This window comes from Fusobacterium ulcerans ATCC 49185 (assembly GCF_900683735.1).
Taxonomy (GTDB): domain Bacteria; phylum Fusobacteriota; class Fusobacteriia; order Fusobacteriales; family Fusobacteriaceae; genus Fusobacterium_A; species Fusobacterium_A ulcerans_A.
The window spans coordinates 2,722,778-2,744,776 of the sequence record NZ_LR215979.1 but is presented as its reverse complement, the minus strand read 5'-3'; the positions used below and the strand labels follow the sequence as shown (position 1 = coordinate 2,744,776).

Annotated in this window: 22 protein-coding genes; 20 read left to right on the top strand and 2 right to left on the bottom strand. The window is 27.3% G+C overall.

The genetic code is table 11. The annotated features are described in order from the left end of the window. The first annotated feature begins 7 nt into the window (after window positions 1-7). From dapD to E0E45_RS12145, 19 genes are all read left to right on the top strand, one after another. The gene (gene dapD, locus E0E45_RS12235; RefSeq protein WP_130891435.1) at window positions 8-712 is read left to right on the top strand and encodes a 2,3,4,5-tetrahydropyridine-2,6-dicarboxylate N-acetyltransferase; all 705 of its coding nucleotides are present in this window, start codon (window positions 8-10) and stop codon (window positions 710-712) included. A gap of 9 nt (window positions 713-721) precedes the next feature. Next, window positions 722-1,864 carry a pyridoxal phosphate-dependent aminotransferase gene (locus E0E45_RS12230; protein ID WP_130891434.1) on the top strand — a complete coding sequence of 381 codons (1,143 nt, stop codon included), beginning with the start codon at window positions 722-724 and terminating at the stop codon, window positions 1,862-1,864. A 930-nt stretch (window positions 1,865-2,794) separates the two neighbouring features. After that, a complete protein-coding gene (locus tag E0E45_RS12225; protein WP_130891433.1) occupies window positions 2,795-4,156 on the top strand; it encodes a sugar transferase in 1,362 nt (453 codons plus the stop codon). Further along, on the top strand, window positions 4,156-5,025 hold the full coding sequence (locus tag E0E45_RS12220) for a glycosyltransferase (protein ID WP_130891432.1): 870 nt from the start codon (window positions 4,156-4,158) through the stop codon (window positions 5,023-5,025). The genes E0E45_RS12225 and E0E45_RS12220 overlap by 1 nt, the downstream gene beginning before the upstream one ends. Then, window positions 5,022-5,885, top strand: coding sequence for a glucose-1-phosphate thymidylyltransferase RfbA (gene rfbA, locus E0E45_RS12215; protein WP_130891431.1), 864 nt, complete (start codon window positions 5,022-5,024; stop codon window positions 5,883-5,885). The genes E0E45_RS12220 and rfbA overlap by 4 nt, the downstream gene beginning before the upstream one ends. 14 nt (window positions 5,886-5,899) lie before the next feature. Beyond that, on the top strand, window positions 5,900-6,475 hold the full coding sequence (rfbC, locus tag E0E45_RS12210) for a dTDP-4-dehydrorhamnose 3,5-epimerase (RefSeq protein ID WP_130891430.1): 576 nt from the start codon (window positions 5,900-5,902) through the stop codon (window positions 6,473-6,475). Between the two features lie 678 nt (window positions 6,476-7,153). After that, window positions 7,154-7,810, top strand: a complete 657-nt coding sequence (locus E0E45_RS12205; RefSeq protein ID WP_130891429.1) for an O-antigen ligase family protein — start codon at window positions 7,154-7,156, stop codon at window positions 7,808-7,810. Beyond that, entirely contained in the window at window positions 7,804-8,748 is a 945-nt protein-coding gene (locus tag E0E45_RS12200) for a glycosyltransferase family 2 protein (RefSeq protein ID WP_130891428.1), read from the top strand. The genes E0E45_RS12205 and E0E45_RS12200 overlap by 7 nt, the downstream gene beginning before the upstream one ends. Window positions 8,749-8,776: 28 nt before the next feature. Continuing rightward, complete coding sequence (locus E0E45_RS12195) at window positions 8,777-9,535, top strand: glycosyltransferase family 2 protein (RefSeq protein WP_130891427.1); 759 nt, start codon at window positions 8,777-8,779, stop codon at window positions 9,533-9,535. Next, window positions 9,523-10,605 carry a GDP-mannose 4,6-dehydratase gene (gene gmd / locus E0E45_RS12190; protein WP_130891426.1) on the top strand — a complete coding sequence of 361 codons (1,083 nt, stop codon included), beginning with the start codon at window positions 9,523-9,525 and terminating at the stop codon, window positions 10,603-10,605. Before E0E45_RS12195 ends, gmd begins: the two co-directional genes overlap by 13 nt. An 8-nt stretch (window positions 10,606-10,613) precedes the next feature. Further along, window positions 10,614-11,525, top strand: coding sequence for an NAD-dependent epimerase/dehydratase family protein (locus tag E0E45_RS12185; RefSeq protein WP_130891425.1), 912 nt, complete (start codon window positions 10,614-10,616; stop codon window positions 11,523-11,525). Between the two features lie 17 nt (window positions 11,526-11,542). Then, window positions 11,543-11,944 carry a hypothetical protein gene (locus E0E45_RS12180; protein ID WP_197730058.1) on the top strand — a complete coding sequence of 134 codons (402 nt, stop codon included), beginning with the start codon at window positions 11,543-11,545 and terminating at the stop codon, window positions 11,942-11,944. Further along, the gene (locus tag E0E45_RS12175; RefSeq protein WP_130891424.1) at window positions 11,945-12,508 is read left to right on the top strand and encodes an acyltransferase; all 564 of its coding nucleotides are present in this window, start codon (window positions 11,945-11,947) and stop codon (window positions 12,506-12,508) included. Between the two features lies 1 nt (window position 12,509). Beyond that, complete coding sequence (locus E0E45_RS12170; protein ID WP_130891423.1) at window positions 12,510-13,598, top strand: DegT/DnrJ/EryC1/StrS family aminotransferase; 1,089 nt, start codon at window positions 12,510-12,512, stop codon at window positions 13,596-13,598. A gap of 10 nt (window positions 13,599-13,608) precedes the next feature. Further along, entirely contained in the window at window positions 13,609-15,345 is a 1,737-nt protein-coding gene (locus E0E45_RS12165) for a phospho-sugar mutase (protein ID WP_147391525.1), read from the top strand. A gap of 13 nt (window positions 15,346-15,358) precedes the next feature. Next, a complete protein-coding gene (locus tag E0E45_RS12160; RefSeq protein ID WP_130891422.1) occupies window positions 15,359-16,435 on the top strand; it encodes a mannose-1-phosphate guanylyltransferase in 1,077 nt (358 codons plus the stop codon). Between the two features lie 59 nt (window positions 16,436-16,494). Beyond that, the gene (locus E0E45_RS12155) at window positions 16,495-17,793 is read left to right on the top strand and encodes a lipopolysaccharide biosynthesis protein (RefSeq protein ID WP_130891421.1); all 1,299 of its coding nucleotides are present in this window, start codon (window positions 16,495-16,497) and stop codon (window positions 17,791-17,793) included. A gap of 10 nt (window positions 17,794-17,803) precedes the next feature. Further along, entirely contained in the window at window positions 17,804-18,115 is a 312-nt protein-coding gene (locus E0E45_RS12150) for an HU family DNA-binding protein (protein ID WP_130891420.1), read from the top strand. Then, window positions 18,105-18,386, top strand: coding sequence for an HU family DNA-binding protein (locus E0E45_RS12145; protein WP_130891419.1), 282 nt, complete (start codon window positions 18,105-18,107; stop codon window positions 18,384-18,386). The genes E0E45_RS12150 and E0E45_RS12145 overlap by 11 nt, the downstream gene beginning before the upstream one ends. 49 nt (window positions 18,387-18,435) lie before the next feature. Here E0E45_RS12145 and E0E45_RS12140 read toward each other — a convergent pair whose 3' ends face one another. Together E0E45_RS12140 and E0E45_RS12135 are read right to left on the bottom strand one after the other, a co-directional pair. Continuing rightward, complete coding sequence (locus E0E45_RS12140; RefSeq protein WP_130891418.1) at window positions 18,436-20,019, bottom strand: bifunctional metallophosphatase/5'-nucleotidase; 1,584 nt, start codon at window positions 20,017-20,019, stop codon at window positions 18,436-18,438. Window positions 20,020-20,041: 22 nt separating this feature from the next. Then, window positions 20,042-20,401, bottom strand: a complete 360-nt coding sequence (locus E0E45_RS12135) for an arsenate reductase family protein (protein ID WP_130891417.1) — start codon at window positions 20,399-20,401, stop codon at window positions 20,042-20,044. Window positions 20,402-20,693: 292 nt separating this feature from the next. Between E0E45_RS12135 and brnQ the strand changes: the two genes are divergently transcribed. Next, a complete protein-coding gene (gene brnQ / locus E0E45_RS12130) occupies window positions 20,694-21,965 on the top strand; it encodes a branched-chain amino acid transport system II carrier protein (protein ID WP_130891416.1) in 1,272 nt (423 codons plus the stop codon). Window positions 21,966-21,999 lie beyond the last annotated feature (34 nt).

Sequence of the window (21,999 nt, the reverse complement as noted above, 5' to 3'; positions counted from 1 at the left end):
AGGAAAGATGACAAATTTAAATACAGCAGAAGAGATAATAGCCTTTATAAAAAGTTCACAAAAAAGGACCCCAGTAAAAGCATATATAAATGGAAATATAGAGAATTTAGAAACTACAGCGCAAGTCTTTAGAGGAAATGGTTCATATATTTTGATTGGAGAATCAGATGAAATAAATAGAGTCTTAGAAGTATATACAGCTGATATAACAGATTATTATATTGAAAATGACAGAAGAAATTCAGGAGTACCAACTTTAGACTATAGAAACATAAATGCAAGAATAGAACCAGGAGCAGTAATAAGAGATAAAGTAGCTATTGGAAATAATGCAGTTATCATGATGGGAGCAGTAATAAATATAGGAGCAATCATTGGAGATGGGACTATGATAGATATGGGAGCAGTTCTTGGTGGAAGAGCAACAGTTGGAAAAAACTGCCATATAGGAGCAGGAGCAGTTCTTGCAGGAGTAGTAGAACCTCCTTCAGCTAAACCTGTAGTGATAGAAGATGGTGTTCTTGTAGGAGCTAATGCTGTAATCATAGAAGGAGTAAGAATAGGAACAGGAGCAGTTGTTGGAGCAGGGGCAGTAGTCCTTGAAGATGTACCAGCTGGAGCAGTAGTTACAGGGAACCCAGCCAGAATAATAAAAAATGTAGATGAAAAAACATTAGGAAAGACACAGTTAGTAGATGATTTGAGAAAATAGGAGGAAAAGATGGAGATAAACAGAGAAGTATCAAAACTTCAATATTCCCTTATCAGAGCTCTCAATGAGGAATCAAGGAAATATTCAGATGCAATAGATCTGACAATAGGAGAGCCAGATATTCCTTCCCCAAAAGAACTGATAACAGAGGCATTGCAATATGGAGCAGAACATCAGCTGCGATATCCTCCTACTGGTGGTGGAGAAAAAATTAGATCATTAGTAGCTGATTATTACAATAGAAAATATGGTTCCAACTATGTACCTGATAATGTGATAATAAATGTAGGAGCATCAGAAGCTTTGTCTTCATGTTTGAGAACAATATTGAATCCAGAAGATGAAGTAATGATACCAGCACCTTTTTATCCAGGATACCCTCCAATGATAAATCTGTGCTATGCCAAAACTATTTTTATGGATATAACAAAAACAGATTTTAAAATAACGGCAGAGTTGTTAGAAGAAAATTATTCTGACAGAACAAAAGCTATCCTTTTGAGCAACCCATGTAACCCCACAGGAAATGTGCTGACTCTTGAAGAGATGAATATAGTGGCAGACTTTGTAGAGAAAAGAGATGTTTTTCTGATAGCAGATGAGATATATAGTGAGCTTGTATTTTATGATTTTCATTCCTTCAGCTCTTTTGACAGAATAAAAGATAAACTAATTGTAATAAATGGATTTTCAAAATCTCATTCAATGACAGGATGGAGAATAGGGTATACTATTTTTCCACTTGAATATAGAAGAAATTTTTTAAATACTACCTTGTATACTTTAAGTTCTCCAATGGCACTGTCTATTGCAGCAGGAGAAGTTGCATTGGAAAAGTTTGAAGACAGAAGCGAACTGATGAATATATATAAAGAAAGAGCTTTATATATGAAAAATGCTTTAACAGAGCTGGGATTTAATGTAGTTGAGCCTAAGGGAGCTTTCTATATATTTGCAGAGTATTCAGGGATTTCAGAATTAAATTCTTTTGATTTTGCGATGGATATGCTGAAAAAAGTGCAGGTGGCAGTAGTTCCAGGGGTATCTTTTGGAACAGAAAAATATTTTAGAATATCACTTACAATGGATATATCTAAATTAGAAAAGGCTGTAGAAAGAATAAGAATATATGTAGAGGAAAACAGAAAATAGAAATAATAGAGAGATCAGTTTTGAAATATAAGCTGGTCTTTTTTTATTTATAAAATTTTTAAAGTATATATTCTAATGAAATGGGCTATATTTTTTAGAAAAGAGTATAAATAAATTAGTTTTAACATTAAACTGAGAAAAAATGATGAAAATAAAAAGAAAATTGTAAGAAAAAATATAAGGAAAATGCTATTGATTAATAATTTTTTAATAAAATTAATTAAATAATGTGTGTATATATATAAATAAAAAATAGAAATATAAAAAAACAAATAAAGTATGATGAAATATATAAAAAATTGATAATTGAAATATAAAAAAAGAAAAAATTATACAAGAGGGAGAAAAATAAAAAAGTTCTAAAATAGAGAGGTAAAAAATGACCCCTTAAAAAATAAGGGTTCAAGTAGCGTGAAAGTTCGCCTTATTACAATAAAGCGCCCTGTAGAAATCTCTTCAAGAAAATTTCTTTTGAAACTTTTTAGAATTATAGAACAGTATAGTGAAATAATACTACTAAAACAGAATATTGTCAATACCAAAAAAAGTCATAAGTTGATATTTTTAAGAAATGTTAAAACGACTTTGCTGAGTTTTGGATGTGTAAAAGTTCTCATTATTGTAATAATGCGAACTTTTTTCAATTTTGTGAAAGTAGTAATTTTTACAAAACTTTAAAATTGATACTAAATTTTGAAAATTAGAAAAAATATGAGAGTTAAGTTTTGGAAAAGAGTGAAAAAAAGAGGTAGAAGTCAGATAATATAAGTTGAAATCTATCTATTTTAAATAATACTATTAATTGTGTATTTAAAATTAAAAATATTACAAAATATATAAAATTAAGAAAAATAAAAAATAGAAATATATAAAATGAAAAAATATAAAAAAAGAAACATCTTAAAATAAAAGTCAAGGAGCAAGGGGAAAGTGAAAAGACAGAGTTCAAAGATTTTAATGATAGTATTACAGTTTTTATTCTATTTTTTAATAAATAAAATATTTAAAGTTCCAGACAGAATTATGTATAACACTTTCTTTATCTATCTTGCATTAAACCTTACTAAGAATATGTATTCCTTTAAAACTATACTCATATGGGAAGAACTGAAGAAACAGCTCTTTGTACATACAGAATATCTCATAATAATGCTGATAAATGATGCAGCATTCTGGGGAAGCAAGTATATACCAGTTCATCTGATAGTCGGAATAACATTTACTTTCTTTAACTTAATTATAATAAAAATTATAAGAAATATATTTAGAAAATCATTGGAAAAAAGGCTTCTTATTATAGGAGTAGGAAATACAGCTAGAGAATTAACTCATGTAATAAAAGAAAATAATTTTACAATGTACAACTTACTGGGATATATATCAGCTAATTCTTTAGAGGGAGTTAATCAAAGTATAAAAGTAGAAGAAGAAAAAATACTGGGGAACTGCTGTGATATTGAAAGAGTAATAGAAGAAAATAAAATAAATGAAGTAATAATAGCTCTTCCACTAGCAGATAATAAACAGATGTCAGAGATAATAAATAGATTGGATGGAAAAGTAAATAAGATAAAATTTACACCAGAGTTAAATGGAACATATACTTTTAACGCAACTATAGAAGACTATGATGGAATAATGCTTGTATCTTCATACAATGGAATGAATAGAAGAACTAATAAGTTTTTAAAAAGAAGCTTTGATATAGCGACAGGAACAGTAGGGTGCATAGTTTTAGGAATGCTCTATTTAATATATGCTCCAAAGATAAAAAAGGATGGTGGAAAAGCAATATTTTTCCATACAAGGATAGGGCAATATCTAAAGACTTTTAAGATGTATAAGTTTAGAACTATGTATACTGATGCAGAGAAAAGATTGGAAGAGATACTATCTAAAGATAAAAAACTAAAAGAGGAGTTCTATAAGAACTTTAAGTTAAAAGATGATCCAAGAATAACAGAGGTGGGAAAGTTTTTAAGAAAGACATCATTAGATGAATTTCCTCAGTTTATAAATGTAATAAGAGGAGAAATGTCATTTGTAGGTCCAAGACCAGTAGTACAAAAAGAAGTAGATTTATATTATGGGGAAGAAAATAGCAAAAAGATATTTGGAGTAAAACCAGGAATAACAGGAATGTGGCAGGCAAATGGAAGGTCAGATGTTGAGAACTATGATGAAAGAATAGCGCTGGATCTTTACTATATAAGAAACTGGTCATTGTGGCTGGATATAATAATAACAGTGAAAACAATAAAGAATGTTATTGGAAAAAAGGGGGCATATTGATGAAAAATGAGAAAATTTCAATAATAGTTCCCATATACAATGGAGAAAAATATTTAAAAAAACTAGTAGAAAAACTAAAAGAACAAAAAGGTAATTTTTCTATTGAATTAATAGCATTAATAAGTCATTCCAAAGATAAAAGTTTAGAAATATCAAAGGAGTTATTTGATAAAGTTTTAGAAGTTAAAAAGTTTAATCATGCTAAAACAAGACATAGAGGAGCATTAATAGCTGAGGGAGATATATTAGTCTTTATAACACAAGATATATTACCTTATGATAATAATTGGTTAAGAGAATTAGTTAATCCTTTAAATGAAAATATTATTGCTTCTTTTTCAAAGCAAATAGCATATGAGGAACATTCTGAAACAGAAAAAATTATTAGAAGATTTAATTATCCAGATGAAAATAGAATTTGTAACAAACAAAATGAAAATATTAATGGAAGAAAAAATATATTCTACAGTGATGCTTCCTCAGCAATACTAAAAGAAGAGTTTTTAAAGTTAGGGGGATATGATTTTTTTACTCCAACAAATGAAGATGTATACTTAGCTTCTAAAATAATAAAAAGTGGAAAATCATTTATTTATATAGCTGAAAGCAAAATATGGCATTCACACCAATTATCTTTAAAAGATTCTTATAAAAGATATGGAGATATAGGAAAATTTGAAAAGTTATTTGAAAAAGAAATAGATTTCTCAAAAACAGAGAATGAAGGGAAGAAATTATTGATGTATTTAATAAAAGAATTAATAAAAAGAAAAAAAATATTTGAATTAATATACCTACCATTTGATATTGGAGCTAGATGGTTGGGTTATAAAATAGGAAAATATAAATATGGGGATGTTAATAAATGAAAGGAATAATATTAGCAGGAGGAAGTGGAACAAGACTTTATCCAATAACAAAATCAATATCAAAACAGATAACACCAATATATGATAAGCCAATGATCTATTATCCTCTATCAGTTTTAATGTTAGCTGGAATAAAAGATATTATGGTTATTTCTACTCCAAGAGACCTCCCTATGTTTGAAGAGTTATTACAGACTGGGGTTGATTTTGGGATATCTCTAAGTTATGCAGTACAGGAACAACCTAATGGCTTAGCAGAAGCATTCTTGATAGGAGAAAACTTTATTGGAAATGATTCATGTGCTTTAGTTCTTGGAGATAATATATTTTATGGTCATGGCTTTACAGGAATGCTTAAGGAAGCTGAAGCAAGGAAAAAAGGAGCAACAATATTTGGATATTATGTACAAAATCCTAGAGATTTTGGAGTAGTAGAATTTGATGAAAATAACAGAGCAGTATCATTGGAGGAAAAGCCAGAGAATCCAAAATCTAATTATGCAGTACCTGGATTGTATTTTTATGATAATACAGTAGTAGAAAAAGCTAAGAAAGTAAAACCTTCAAAAAGAGGAGAACTTGAAATAACAACACTAAATGAAATGTATCTTAATGAAGGAACTCTAAATGTAACAAGTTTAGGAAGAGGAATGGCATGGCTTGATACAGGAACACATGAAGCACTTTTAGAAGCAGCAAACTATGTAAAAACAATTCAAAGCAGACAGGGGGTAATGGTAGCCTGTCTTGAAGAAATTGCATATAGAAATGGGTGGATAACAAAAGAAAAAGTATGTGAATTAGCAAAACCATTGCTTAAATCTAAATATGGAGAATACTTGATGGATCTTATCAGATAAATAAAGGGGAAGATATGAGTAAATTTAAAAAGATAGAAACAGGAATAGAAGGTTTATACATATTAGAGCCAACTGTATTTGGTGATGAAAGAGGATTTTTTCTAGAAACATACAACAAAAAAGAATTTGAAGAAATTGGGATATTCGAAGAGTTTGTGCAAGATAATCATTCTAAATCTAAAAAAGGTGTACTTAGAGGGCTTCATTTTCAAACTAAACATTCTCAAGGAAAGCTTGTAAGAGTGATAGAAGGTTCTGTATATGATGTAGCAGTCGATATTAGAAAAAACAGCAGTACATTTGGAAAATGGCATGGAATAGAATTAAGTGCAGAAAACAAGAAAATGTTTTTCATACCAAAAGGATTTGCCCATGGATTTCTTACTTTAGAAGATGAAACAGAATTTCAATATAAGTGTACAGACTTATACCACCCTGAATATGATTCTGGAATAATGTGGAATGATAAAGATATAGATATTAATTGGAATTTTGAAAAACATGGATTAAAAGAAGAGGATATAGTTTTGTCAGAAAAGGATAAAAAGCATCAATCTTTTAAAAAATATACTCAAAGATTATGGAAGTAAATGTATTATTCAAAGGAATAGAAAAAAAGTTGTTTAAAGTTTTTAAAATATCCCTATAGATAAATTTTAGAAAGTATTAAAGAACTATGAATAGGCAGAAAATTAAGAAAGGATAATTGTTAAAAATAATCAATAAATTATTATGCAAGGGAGTCTAAGTCTTGAATTTAAAATTAGAGAATTATTTATATTTATTTTTATTGATAAGTATATTTTTAAAAATTAAAATATATCCTTTTATCATGGTAAGTTTTATTTTTCTTATGATTATAAATTTTCCAAATATGAAGAAAATAAAAAAAGAATGTATTTTAATAACGCTATTATTAATTTTTTCAATAGGAAATTATATTTTATTTTCTAATGATTTTATTAATTTTCAATATATTTTAAAATTAACTGTTAATTTTGGATTTTTATTATCTTTTTTAATTCTAAAAAGAAAATATGATATTAAAAAAATAATAATTTTAATAAAAATATTGATAATATTAATATTTATACAAATTTTAATTGTTTATTATTTGAAAGATATTAATTTATTCTATTTTTTTCAAATAAATAATTCTAGTGAAGCATATTTGGTAGATATAGATCAAGTTCCATTTTTATTTGCTGCTGAAAATAAAAACATATGGTCAACTAAAATATTATTTTTAGAAATAATATTTATGTTTTATATTTATAAAAATATATAAAAGATTATTTTTTTATATTTTAATAATTTTTAACTGTTTATTATTAATTTCTAGAACAGGATATTTAGCTTTGTTACTTTATATTGTCCTTCAAATTTTTTTGACAATAATAAAAAAATATAAAAAAAATAAGAAAATATTGGTAAGTGTCTTTCTAGGATTATTTTTTACTTTGTTATTTAATATAAATTTAATATTTGAAAAATTTTTGAGAATAGATTTTAATAATTTAGAAAAATATTTATCTCTGAAAAATGATGGTGGAGTTAGTAGAATAATCAATTGGATTATTTTTTTTAAATATTTTGATAAAACTGATTTTTTAGAGGGAATTGGAATTGGAAACACACAAAAATTTTTATTATATTATGGCGGATATCCTGATGGAAATATGCATAATTTTATATTTAATACTTTTTTAGAACAAGGAATAATTATTGGAGTAATATATATACTATTTCATTTTTTATTCATAAAGAAAGTAGTGAAAACTTTTAAATGGGATTCTTTATTGTTATTAGTTCCATTTTATGCAGTTATTTCTCTACAATATTTAGGTTATGACAATGATATAGTTATTTATATGTCATTGGTTTATGTATTAATAGATAAATTTAAAGAGGGAGAAAAATGTTAAGTGTTATTGTAGCAGCATATAATGTAGAAAAATATATAGAAAAATGTATAAATTCTTTAGTAAATCAGACTTATAAAAATTTAGAAATATTGGTTGTGAATGATGGTTCAACAGACAATACAAAAGAAATAATGGAAAAATATGAAAAAGAATATAAAAATTTAAAGTTATTAAATAAAGAAAATGGTGGTCTTAGTTCAGCAAGAAATTATGGGATAAATCATTCTAAAGGTGAATATATCACTTTTGTTGATGGCGATGATTATGTTGATGAAGAAATGTATGAAGAGATGCTTGATAAAATGATAAGAGAAAATTCAGATATGTGTATTTGTAATTTTAGGAAAATATATTCAAATAAAATAAAAATTCCTAAGTTAAATTACACCTTATTTAAAGGTGAATTAGTGCATAATTTTTTATTAAGACATGATGAGATTTTTGCTATCTCTTGTAATAAAATTTATAAAAAAGAAATAATAATAAATAATAATATTTTTTTTATAAATAAAGCATTTTTTGATGATTTAGGATTTAATTCTAAATACATTCTATATACTAGAAAAGTTTCAATAGTGAATAAAGCATTTTATAATTATATTCAAAGAGAAGGCTCAATAACTAAAGGGAAGGTTTATAATCCTTACATAGAAAAAGCGATTTTAGATTTAAATAATAATTTAAAATTATTTTATAAAAACCACAATTTTTATGAAAAATATAAATTAAGTTTAGAAGGAATTTATATTAGAATGAAAATTTATAAAATAAATTACATGCTTAAATTTAACTATTATAGTAAAGAAGACATAAATGAGATAAAATTTATTTTTACTTTATATTTACCTTTAAAACATAAAATAGCAGTAATTTTAATGAAGTTAAAACTATATAAATTTATTTACATAATTTTAAAAAATAAAGAACACTTAAATTGAAAAATATTAAGAAGGAGAAGAAGAATTAATGAAGTTTTCAATAATTACAACCAATTATAATGGTGAAAAGACATTATCAAAGACAATAGAAAGTATTTTAGAGCAAACATATAATAATATCGAGTATATTATTATTGATGGAAAATCTACAGATAAATCAATAGAAATAATAAAAAGCTATGCAAAAAAATTCAAAGAAAAAAGGTTTCAATACAAATGGATTAGTGAAGAAGACTCTGGGATATTTAATGCGATGAATAAAGGAATAAAAATATCAAATGGAGATATTATAGGAATAATTGGTTCAGATGATTGGTATGAAAAAGAAACTTTAGAAATAGTAGCTAATGAATTTGAAAAAGATAAAGAATTAGAAATGGTTTATGGAATTTTAAGAACAGTTAACAAAGATAGTTACCAAAAAATAATTGGGGATTATAATAGTTATGGTAGAGGACAAGCTCCAACAATTTTTTTAAAAAAAGAAACATATAAAAAATATGGAACTTTTAATGAAAAATACAAAATAGCAGCAGATAGTGATTTATTACTAAGACTAAAAAATCAAAATGTAAGATGTAAATTTATAGAAAGAATATTAACTAATTTTAGTCTTGAAGGTATTTCAAATACCAATTTTTTAAATACATCATTAGAGGATTTGGAAGTTGGATATATAAATGGTATTTATAGTAAAACAGAAAAAAATATTAGATATATATATATATGGGGAAAATATTTAATAATGAAAATATTAAAAAAAGGTGAAAAAAAATGGAAAAAATAGCATTGATAACTGGAATAACAGGACAAGATGGATCTTATCTTGCGGAGTTATTGTTAGAAAAAGAATATGAAGTGCATGGATTAATAAGGAGAAGTTCTTCATTTAATACAGAAAGAATAGAGCACTTATATATGAATGATTTAATAGAAGATATGCATAAAAAAAGAAAGTTTTATCTTCATTATGCTGATATGACAGATTCTATGAGTATAACAAGATTAATAAGAGAAATAAAACCAACAGAAATATATAATCTTGCAGCACAATCTCATGTTCAAGTATCATTTGAAGTACCTGAATATACAGCAGATGCAGATGCAATAGGAACTTTAAGAATACTAGAAGCAGTAAGATTCTTAGGAATGGAAAGAACTTGTAGAATATATCAAGCATCAACATCAGAATTATTTGGTAAAGTTCAAGAAATTCCTCAAAAAGAAACAACACCATTTTATCCGACATCACCATATGCAGTAGCAAAGCAATATGGATATTGGATAACTAAAAACTACAGAGATGCATATGGAATATTTGCAGTAAACGGAATATTGTTTAATCATGAATCAGAAAGAAGAGGAGAATCATTTGTAACTAGAAAAATAACATTAGCAGCAGCAAGAATAGCAAAAGGATATCAGAAAAAATTATATTTAGGGAATCTTGAAGCTTTAAGAGATTGGGGTTATGCAAAAGATTATGTGGAATGCATGTGGCTTATAATGCAGCAAGATAAACCAGATGATTATGTAATAGCAACAGGAGAACAACATTCAGTTAAAGAATTTTGTGAATTAGCATTTGAAGAAGTAGGAATAAAAATAAAATGGGAAGGAGAAGGAATTTCTGAGAAAGGTATAAATGAAGGAACAGGTGAAGTAGTAATAGAAGTAGATCCAAGATATTTTAGACCATCAGAGGTAGAAACATTACTTGGAGATCCAACAAAAGCGAGAACAGTATTAGGGTGGAATCCAAGAAAAACATCATTTAAGGATTTAGTAAAAATAATGGTAAAACATGATATTGAATTTGTAGAAAGAGATTATAATTATAGAAAAGAATATAAGTAGGAGAAAACATGATATTAGTAACAGGAGCTACTGGATTTTTAGGAAAAAGAGTCTGTAAATTATTAAAAGAAAAGAAGAAAAATTTTATAAAAACTTCTTTAAGTTTGGGAGTTGACTTAAGAAATAAAGAAGAAGTTTTTAAGTTATTTGAAGAAATAAAACCAGAGTATGTTATAAATTGTGCTGCATATGTAGGAGGAATACAATTTGGATATAAACATACAGCTGAATTATTTACAAACAATTTGTTAATGACAATAAACTTATTAGAAGCGTGTAAAAAATATAAGGTAAAAAGATTAGTTAATCCAATATCTAATTGTGCATATCCAGCAGAAGCAACTTTATTTAAGGAAAATGAATTTTGGGATGGACCATTGCATGAATCAGTTATGGTATATGGATTTGTAAGAAAAGCTTCATGGATAGGATCATGGGGATATAATAAACAATATGGCTTAGATGTAATTAATTTAATTTTGTCTAATATGTATGGACCAGAAGATCATTTTGAAGCTGAAAGATCTCATGCTTTAGGAGCTTTGATAATGAAATTTGTAAAAGCTAAAAATGAAAATGCTCCTTATGTAGAAGTATGGGGAACAGGAACCCCAGTTAGAGAATGGTTACACATAGATGATGGTGCTGAAGCTATGGTTAGGGCTATTGATATTTCTTCACATATAGAACCGATAAATATAGGGATAGCAAAAGGAATAAGTATAATTGAAATGGCTGAAATGATAAAAAAATATGTAGGATATACTGGTGAAATAAAATTAGATCCTTCAAAACCAGATGGAGCACCTTATAAAACTGTAGATGGTTCGAAAGGAGAAAAATTATTAGATTGGAAGCCAGAAAGAAACTTTGAAAAAGGAATAAAAGAAACCATAGAATGGTATTTAAAGAATTACTAATAGAAGTGAGGAAATTAATGATAAAAGAAATAAGGAAAAATAATAAAATATTAGCTAGACATATTACAGGTGATGAAATAAAAGAAGGACTGAGTTTTTTTTCAAATGATAGTGAATATATTCAAGTTGGTTCTTGGAATTATAATAATGGAAAGGAATTATTAAAACATATTCATAATGAGGTTATCAGAGAAGTTAGAAGAACGCAAGAAGTTTTGTATATAATAACAGGAAAGATTGAAGCTGAAATTTATGATTTGGAAAAAAGTCTAATAGAAACAATAAGAGTAAATGAAGGAGATATATTAATACTGTTAGAAAGTGGTCATGGATATAAAGTTTTAGAAGAAGGAACAAAAGTTTTAGAGATAAAAAATGGACCATATTTAGGGGCTGAAATAGATAGAAGGAGATTTTAAATGGGATATACAGATGTTGAATATAAATTTAAAAAAATAGGAAAAAATGTAGAAATAGGAAAAAATGTATATTTTAGATATCCTGAAGAAATAGAAATAGGAGATAATGTAATAATTGATGAATTCTGCTATTTTACTACTAAAATGAAAATAGGAAACAATATACATATAGCACCTTTTTGTTCTGTAATTGGTGGAAAAAGTTCTGACTTTATAATGGAAGATTTTTCTGCTATTTCAGCAGGGACAAGAATAATTTGTTCAAGTGATGATTTTATTTCTGGACCTTTTACAAACCCAACTATCCCAATAAAGTTTAGACCTAATTGTAAAATAGGAACAGTAATTATTAAGAAGCATGTGATAGTAGGAACTAATTCAGTAATTATGCCTAATGTTATTTTAAAAGAAGGAAGTGGGACAGGAGCAATGACATTGGTGAATAGAGATTTGGATGAATGGGGAATTTATATTGGAAGTCCATGCAAAAAAATAAAAGAAAGGAATAAAGAAAATATATTAAATGGTGAAAAAGAATATAAAAATTATCTTAGAGGAGAATAGAATGGAATTTATTAATCAAATGGAACCATTGATAGAAATAGAAGAAAAAAGAGCAGTAAATGAATATATGGAATCAGGAGCATGGCTTACAGAATTTAAAAAAACTAAAGAATTTGCAGAAATGATAAAAAATTATACAGGAGCAGAATATTGTTATATAACATCAAATGGAACAGTTAGTTTAACAACAGCTTTATGGGCTTGTGGAGTGAGAGCAGGAGATGAAGTCATTGTTCCGGATTTTACAATGGTTGCTACTGCAAACTCTGCTGTAATATTAGGAGCAGAAGTAAAATTTGTAGATATAGATAAAAAAAGTTTATGTATGGATTTTACAAAAATGAAAGAGGCTATTTCAGATAAAACAAAAGCTGTAATGTTAGTAACTATAAATGGAAGATATCCAGAAAATATAGAAGAATTTGTAAAATATTGCAAAGATAAAAATATTTGGTTAATTGAAGATGCTGCACAATCTTTAGGTTCTAAATACAATGGGAAACATTTAGGAACTTATGGAGATATAGGAAGCTTTTCATTTTCAATGCCTAAAATAATTACTACAGGGCAGGGAGGAGCATTAGTAACAAATAACTCTATATTAGCTGAAAGAATAGGAAAAGCAAGAGATTTTGGAAGAGAAAAACCAGGAGCGGATCATTATTTAACTCAAGGATGGAACTTTAAATTTTCTGATTTACAAGCTGTAATAGGAATAGAACAAATGAAAAAATTGGACCAGAGAGTAAAAAGAAAAAAAGAAATAGGAAAGTTATATTTTGATTTATTAAAAGATATAAATGAAATAGAATTAATTCCAACTAATTTAGAGGATACAGCTCCTTGGTTTTTTGATATTTTAGTAGAAGATAGAGAAGGATTAAAAAGTTATTTAAAAGAAAACAATATAGGAACAAGAGAATTTTATCCAGCTCTCCATTTGGAACCTGTATTTGATAGAAAAAAAGAAACTTATCCAATAGCTGAAGAAGTAGGGAAAAAAGGTTTATGGTTACCTTCAGCAGTTCAACTTACAAATGAACAAGTATTGTTTATTTGTGAAAAAATAAAGGAATATTACAAAAAATAGGATATGGAGTATGGATGCTAAAAGATATATTATAGAACAGAAATATAAAAAATGGTTAAACTCAAGATACATTAATAAATATGAAAAAACAGAAATAAGAGAATTAACTAAAGAAAAACAAAAAGAAAGTTTCCATAAATATCTTGAATTTGGAACAGGTGGAATGAGAGGAATAATGGGTATGGGAACTAATCGTATGAACATATATATGATTAGAAAAGCTACTCAAGGACTTTCAAACTACTTAATTAATTCAAATAGAGATGTTGGAAAGAATAGAGGTGTTGTAATTGCATATGACTGTCGCATTAATTCATATGAATTTGCTTTAAATTCAGCATTAGTTTTATGCGCTAATGGAATAAAAACATATCTATTTTCTTCATTAAGAAGTACTCCAGAACTTTCATTTTCTGTAAGAGAATTAGGATGTCAGACTGGAATAATGATAACTGCTTCACATAATCCCAAGGAATATAATGGATATAAAGTATATTGGGAAGATGGAGGACAATTAGTAGAGCCTCAAGCTTCTGGAATAATTGAAGAAGTAAATAAAACAGATGAATTTGAAGGAGTGAAGCTAATAACTCAAGAAGAAGCTGAAAAACTAGGTTTATTAAATATTTTAAATGATGAATTAGGTGAAAAATATTTAGAAAATGTAAAGAAAGAATCTGTTCTAAAAGATTTACCTAATAAAGAAAATTTTAAATTAGTATATTCACCTCTTCATGGAACAGGTGGAAGGCCAATAAAAAGATTGCTTAATGAATTGGGATATAAAAATGTATACATAGTTGAAGCACAAGAGAAACCAGATGGAGAATTTCCAACTTGTTCATATGCTAATCCAGAAGAAAAAAAGGTATTTGATCTTTCAATAAAGTTAGCTGATGAAATAGGAGCTAAAGTATGTTTATCAAATGATCCAGATGCAGATAGAACTGGAATGATGGTAAAAGAAAATAATGAATGGATATATCTTAATGGAAACCAGATAGGAATGCTTCTTTTAAAATATATTTTAGATAATAAAAAAGATATACCTAAAAATGGAGCAGTAGTTACAACAATAGTTTCTACTCCGATATTAGATAAAATAGCCAAAGAGAGAAATTTAAAAGTATTTAGGACTCTTACAGGATTCAAATATATAGGAGAAAAGATAAGAGAATTTGAAGAGGGAAAATATGAGAATTCTTTTGTATTTGGAATGGAAGAATCTATTGGATATCTAAAAGGAACTTATGTAAGAGATAAAGATGGAATACTTGGAGTAATGCTTTTAACTGAAATGACAGCATACTTTGAAAGTATAGGGACATCTCCAATAAAAGAATTAGAAAAACTTTATGATAAATATGGTTGGTATAGTGAAATAACATATTCTGTAACAAGAGAAGGAATGCAAGGAATAGAAGAAATAAAAAAGATGATGGAAGAGCTTAGAAAAAGAGATTTAAAAGTTCTTTTAGATAAAAAGATAAATATTGTAAGAGACTATAAGTTGAAAAAAGAAAAGAATTATTTAAATGATTCAGAATCAGAGTTATTTCTTCCAGAGTCAGATGTTATTCAATATATTTTAGAAGATGAAACATACATAACAGTAAGACCATCAGGAACAGAACCAAAGATAAAATATTACATCTATACTAGAGGAAAGAACAAGAAAGAATCAGATGAAAAATTAGAAAATATATTAAATAATTTAAAAGAGTATATGGAATCACTTTTGAAGTAGGAGGGAAAGAATAATGTTAACAGCAATTATTATGGCAGGAGGAAGTGGAGAGAGGTTCTGGCCATTATCAACACCAGAAAGGCCGAAGCAACTTCTAAAAATATTTTCAGATAAAACTATGATAAGAGAAACTGTTGACAGGATACTTCCTATAATAAATGCAGAAAATATATTTATAGCGACAAATATCATACAGGCAAAAGAGATAGAAAAAGAATTAAGCGATATTCCTAAAGAAAATATTATCATAGAGCCAGCTTTTAAAGATACAGCAGCAGCAATAGGATATTCATCTTTAATAATAGAAAATAGATTTAAAAATAGATTAAAAGATGGAGAAAAACTAGAAGTAGTAGTATTGGCTTCGGATCATTTAATTAAAGAAGAGGAAGAATTTAGAAAAGTTATACTAATTGCAGCAAAGGAAGCATCAGAAAATGGAATGATAGTTACTTTAGGAATAAAACCAAATAAACCAGAAATAGGATATGGGTATATAGAAGTAAAAGATGATGAAATAGAACTTAATTCTATATGTAAAGTAAAGAGATTTAGAGAAAAGCCAAGTCAGGAATTAGCTGAAAGCTATTTGGCAAGTGGTAAATATCTTTGGAATAGCGGAATGTTTATATTTACAACAGATACTATATTTAAGAATTTTGAAGTATTGATGGAGGAACACTCAACAGTATTTAAAGAGATAAAAGAAGAATTAAAAAAAGATTTAACAGGTGAAGAACTTAGCAATAAAGTAAAGAAATATTTTGATAAATTTGAAAAGATATCAATAGATTTTGGAATAATGGAATATTCAAAAAATATCAGAGTAATACCAGTAGATATAGACTGGAATGATATAGGAAGCTTTAATGCTTTTGATGAAATATTTGAAAAAGATGAAAATGGAAATGTAGTAAGAGGAAAAGAGATAAGAGAATTGGATTCAAAAAACAATATAGTAATATCAGATGACTTGAATATATCATTATTGGGGATAGAGAATTTAGTAATAGTGAAAAAAGATAAAGACCTTTTAATAACAAAGAAAAATAAGACACAAGAAGTAAAGAAAATTTTAAATAAGAATTAAAAAGGGAAAAGTATTCTAAAAAAAATTAATGAATATTTTTAAAGTTAGGAGAATAAATATTGGATAGAATTAATATTTTAAAAAAGCAAGTATCATTTGGAATGATATATAAAATACTAAGTATGGGGATAAGTTATATTTCAATTCCTTTATTTTTTAAATATTTAGGGCAACAAGATTATGGACTATGGATGGCAATTTTTTCAATTGTAAGTTGGATATATACATTTGATTTAGGGATAGGGAATGGATTAAAAAATAAACTTACAGAAAGTTTAACTAAAAAAAACTATAATGAAGCTAGAGAATATATAACTACTGGATATGTTGTTTTAGGTATAATAGCTCTATTTATTTTTATTTTAGGAATAATTGGAATTAAAGTAATAGATATTGGAAAATTTTTAAATATAAATTTTTATAGTGAGAGCTATATAAAATTAATATTTAGTATAGTATTTTCAATAACTATTTTAAATTTTGTAGTTTTCCTATATAAAATTTTTTATTTTTCAATTCATGATAGCTCTATTGTTAATTTAAGTAGCTTGTTATTTCAGATATTGTTTGTCTTTTCATTATATGTACTTAATTGGTGCAATAAAATTTCGCTAATAACAATAGCTATAATTTACCCTGGAATAAATTTAGTATTAGGATTATTTTTTACAAAAAAATTTTTCTATAATTACAAAAAATTATTTCCTAATATCAAAAGTTTTACTTCCAAAAAAATAAAAGAAATAGGAAGTATAGGAATAAGTTTTTTTATTATACAAATAGCAATGCTTTTTATATATACTGTTGATAATATGTTGATAATAAAATATGTAGGAACAGATGCTGTAGCAACTTATAGTGTAGTTTCTAAATTGTTTCAAGCATTTATAGTAATAGAAGCAATAATATCAGCTCCTATGTGGACTTTGTTTCTTGATTCATATATAAAAAATGATAAAAAATGGATAATAGGTATGTTTAAGAAATTAAATATATTATTTTTAGTGTTAATAATAGGAATAATAATATTTATATTTTTAGTGCCATATATCATTAAAATATGGATAGGACAAGAAATATTTATTCCTAAATATCTTATTCTATTGTGGGGAATATTTGTATTAAATAGGGTTTATGGAGATATATATGCAATATTTATAAATGGAACAGGAAAAATTCAGTTACAAATGTGGTTGCTTGTAATTGGAGCTGCTGTTAATATTCCACTTTCTATATATTTTATAAGAGATTTAAATATGGGAAGTAGTGGAGCAATTCTTGGAACAAATATATGTATATTGCCTTTAACAATAATAATGCCTATACAGGTTTATTTTATTATAAAAAAAATGGAGTGAAAAAAATAATATGACAGAAAAAGAGTTTTTAACCTTATACAAAGAAAGAAGGAATCTAAAAAGCATAAGAGAAGCAAAAGAAAGATTAGATTCTTTCTGGAAAGCTCTTTTTGATGTTTTAGAAGAAGAAGAAAAAGTAATAATAAAAGATTGGGGAATATTTGAAAAGAAAGAAGTAAAACCCAGAAAGATATTAAATTTAGCAACAAGAGAAATGATGGTGACAGAAGAAAAGAAAGTTATTAAATTTAGACCTAGAATGAAAATGATAGATAAAGTAAATGAGCTCAATACTCTAATGGAGGAAGAATATGAACACTAGAGAATTTGTATCATATTACAAGAAATTGAGAAAAGAACAAGATGAGACAGTAGAATATGAAGAAGCAAGGGAAGAGATAGAAGAAATATTTAATCTTATAGCAGAAGTAATAGCTATGGATGAAGAGGTAAAATTTAAAAATAGAGGAACATTTTCACTTTTAAAAAGAAAAAAGAGAAGAATAGGAAGTCCAACTTCAAAAGAAGTAAGAGAAATAGTTCCTAAAAAAACAATAAAGTTTGTACAGTCAAAAGTTTTGGAAATAAACTAAAAAAATCCCTTCTGTATATTATTACAGAGTGATTTTCTAATTGAAAATACTATTTTCTTATTAATCTATTATCAGTTGTGAGATTAGTTACACCATTTTTCTTTATATTTTCTATAACTATTTCAGTAAGAGCAGGATAATTAGCAACTGTTTTAGCATTGATAAACATATTATATTCATCTCCACCTACAGCAATATAGTCATCACTAGCTACTTTGTATGTCTTATTTAAATCAAGAGGAGTTCCATTTTTCAGTGTTATATTTTCTACTCTCTCGCCAGCTGGTTTTTTAGGATTGAAAGTAACTACAGCTCCAGAGAATTGAGGGAATCTTCCATCAGTTTCAGGATATTTGCTGAATCCATTCTCAAACATATCCCATACCTGTTTTCCAGTGAGTTCTTTTACTATAACATAGTTTCCAAAAGGAAGAACACTTATGATATTTCCAACTGTTATATCTCCTGCACCAATAGAGCTTCTTACACTTCCCCCACTTGTTATAGCTATGTCAGCTTCGCTTTTTTCAAGTATAGCATCAGCAACAAGATTTCCAAGGTTAGTTTCACTTGTTCTTACCAGTTCTCTGCTTGCTTCTAATAGTACAGGTGTTTTTCCAATTACTTCTGATATTATTTTCTCCTGTCTCTCTTTTATATCATATATTAGTGAAGCTATTTTTGCATCATCTTTAGCTACAAATTTTTCGTTTAACTCCATTTTTACAGATAAATATTTTCCGTCCTCTACTTCAGCTTTAGATAAAAGAACAGGATAAATAGCATTTTCTCCATACGCAAGTTCATCAAAATTTATTTTTACAATGCCAAGATTTTTATCATATTCACCTGTCTGTACTATAGTTACACCATTGACTACAGTTTTATCTTTTAAAGCTGTATGACTGTGTCCATCAACAATGAGGTTTATAGCAGGGACAGCTTCCGCCAGACCTATACTCTGCCATTCATATTTTGTAGCAGGATCATCTCCCAGATGAGTGACAGCAATAATAAATTGCACACCATTTCCTTTAAGTTCTTCAGTTATTTTTTTAGCAGTATCTATTGGGTCGCTGAAAGTCAAATCTTTAACAATTTGAGGATTAGCTTTATATACAGTTTCAGGAGTGGTCAAGCCAAATATTCCAACCTTTATACCACGAATTTTCTTTATTATATATTTTTCACCAATAGGTTTTCCATTTTTATTCAATACATTAGATGTAAGGAATTTAAAATCTGCCAAATTTTCTAATTTATACAATTGTTCCATTCCATAATTAAAATCATGATTTCCCAGAGTCATGGCATTAAGTTTCATCTCATTTGAGAGTTTTATCATAGATTCACCTTTTTCAAGTGTTGCAAAGGTAGTTCCATGAGTATTATCTCCAGCATCAAGATAAAGAACATTTTCCTGTCCTAAAACTTTTCTGTACTCATTGACTATAGAGGCAACCTTAGGATACCCCATTCCATCATATTTTTCCTCTTCGGCTCTTCCATGTACATCATTCAGATGAATGACAACAAGTTCATATTTACCATCTGGATTAGATTGAAGGCTGCTGCATCCAACTAAGAGAAAAGTACCAGCAATAAAGGAAATTGCTAACTTTTTTATATTCATATTCACTCCCCAAAATATATTTTTATTTATTAAAAAACTCCTTCCATTGATCAGATTTGAAACCAATCAGAACTCCATCTTCTGTCACAACTAAAGGTCTTTTTATGAGCATACCATTAGTAGCTAATATTTTTATCATCTCATCATCAGTAGCAGAAGCAGTTTTTTCCTTTAGGTTCATTTCCCTGTAAAGCATACCACTTGTATTAAAGAATTTTTTTACAGGAAGTCCACTTAGTTTTATATATTTTTTTAACTCATCTTCTTTTGGATTATCCTCTACAATATGTCTGCTTGTAAATTTAATATTATTTTCTTCAAGCCATTTCCTAGCATTGATACAAGTGCTGCATTTAGGGTAATTAATAAATAGTACTGACATAAATATCCTCCTTAAAAATTTGTTTTTATTTGCTACGACTATTATACAACAAATTTTAATATTTATATACAGATATTCTCTAAAGAAATGAAGAGAAAGTAGTAAAAATTATATATGAATTTTATACTAAAAAAATAGTCTGTTGATATTATTATATTGACATAGAATAAAAATATTGATATAATTTTTGTTAGTACACTTATTAACCATTAAGTCTAAAATTTAAACTTGAAGATAAAAATTTAAAGACTGGATATACGAAGTAAAGATATATAATTTTTAGGAGGAAAAAATGTATAAAAAGAAGGATGTTATATTGACAGGATTTGCCTTATTTGCAATGCTGTTTGGGGCGGGGAATCTAATATTTCCACCAGTTGTAGGATTTACTAATGGAGATAATTGGATAGTTTCAGCTATAGGATTTATATTGACAGGGGCTGGATTTCCACTTTTAGCAATAATAGCAGCAGCAGTGGCAGGAAAAGATCTTGATAGTTTTGCTACAAGGGTTTCTCCTTTGTTCAGTAAAGTTTTCAATATAGCACTTATTTTATCTATTGGACCTCTTTTAGCTCTGCCTAGAACAGGAGCTACAGCTTTTGAAATGATGGTTCCTCAAAATATAGAAAATTTTCAAATGTATAAGTTTGGATTTTTAATAGTATTTTTTGCAATAACTATTCTGTTTTCACTAAAATCAAGTAAGGTTGTAGATAGAGTAGGAGCAATTCTTACACCAATACTTTTAGTAGTATTGGCAATAATAATATTCAAAGGAGTATTTTCTCCATTGGGGGATCCGAAAGTAATGGGAACAGCGACACCATTTAAATATGGATTTCTTAATGGATATCAGACAATGGATACTCTTGCAGCAATAGTATTTTCAGAAATTATATTAAAATCAATAAGAAAAGGAAGAAATCTTGGAGCTAAAGCTGAATTTTCATTTCTGATAAAAGCAAGTTTTATAGCTATTGGAGGACTTACAATAGTATATGGAGGGCTTGTATATATTGGTGGAACAGCAACAGGAGTATTGGCACAGGGAATTGGAAGTACAGAACTTCTTTCTACTGTAGTAACTCTTCTTTTAGGAAAAATAGGGAAAGTCGTACTTGGAATATGTGTAGCAGGAGCTTGTCTGACTACAGCTATTGGACTTACTGCAACAGTGGCAGATTATTTCAGTGGACTTCTGAAGGTAGCATATGAAAAGCTAGCAATAATAACAGTAATAATCAGTTTTATTTTTGCAAGCTTCGGGGTAGATGTTATAGTTAAGTTGGCAGTACCTGTACTAGTATTTATTTATCCAATATCTATTGCTCTTATATTCTTAAACTTCATGAAAAATATGATAAAGAATGATAATGTATATGTAGGAACTGTTGTGGGAACTGGAATAGTAAGTACTTATGAAGCTATGCAGGCTATGGGAATAAATATTGAATTATTTAATACTATTTATTCAAAACTTCCTTTAGAAAGTTTTGGTCTTTCTTGGGTACTTCCAGGAATATTAGGTGGAGTAATATTTAGTTTTTTCAAAAAACATTGATATTTTTTTATAAAAAATGTTACAATTTAATAAC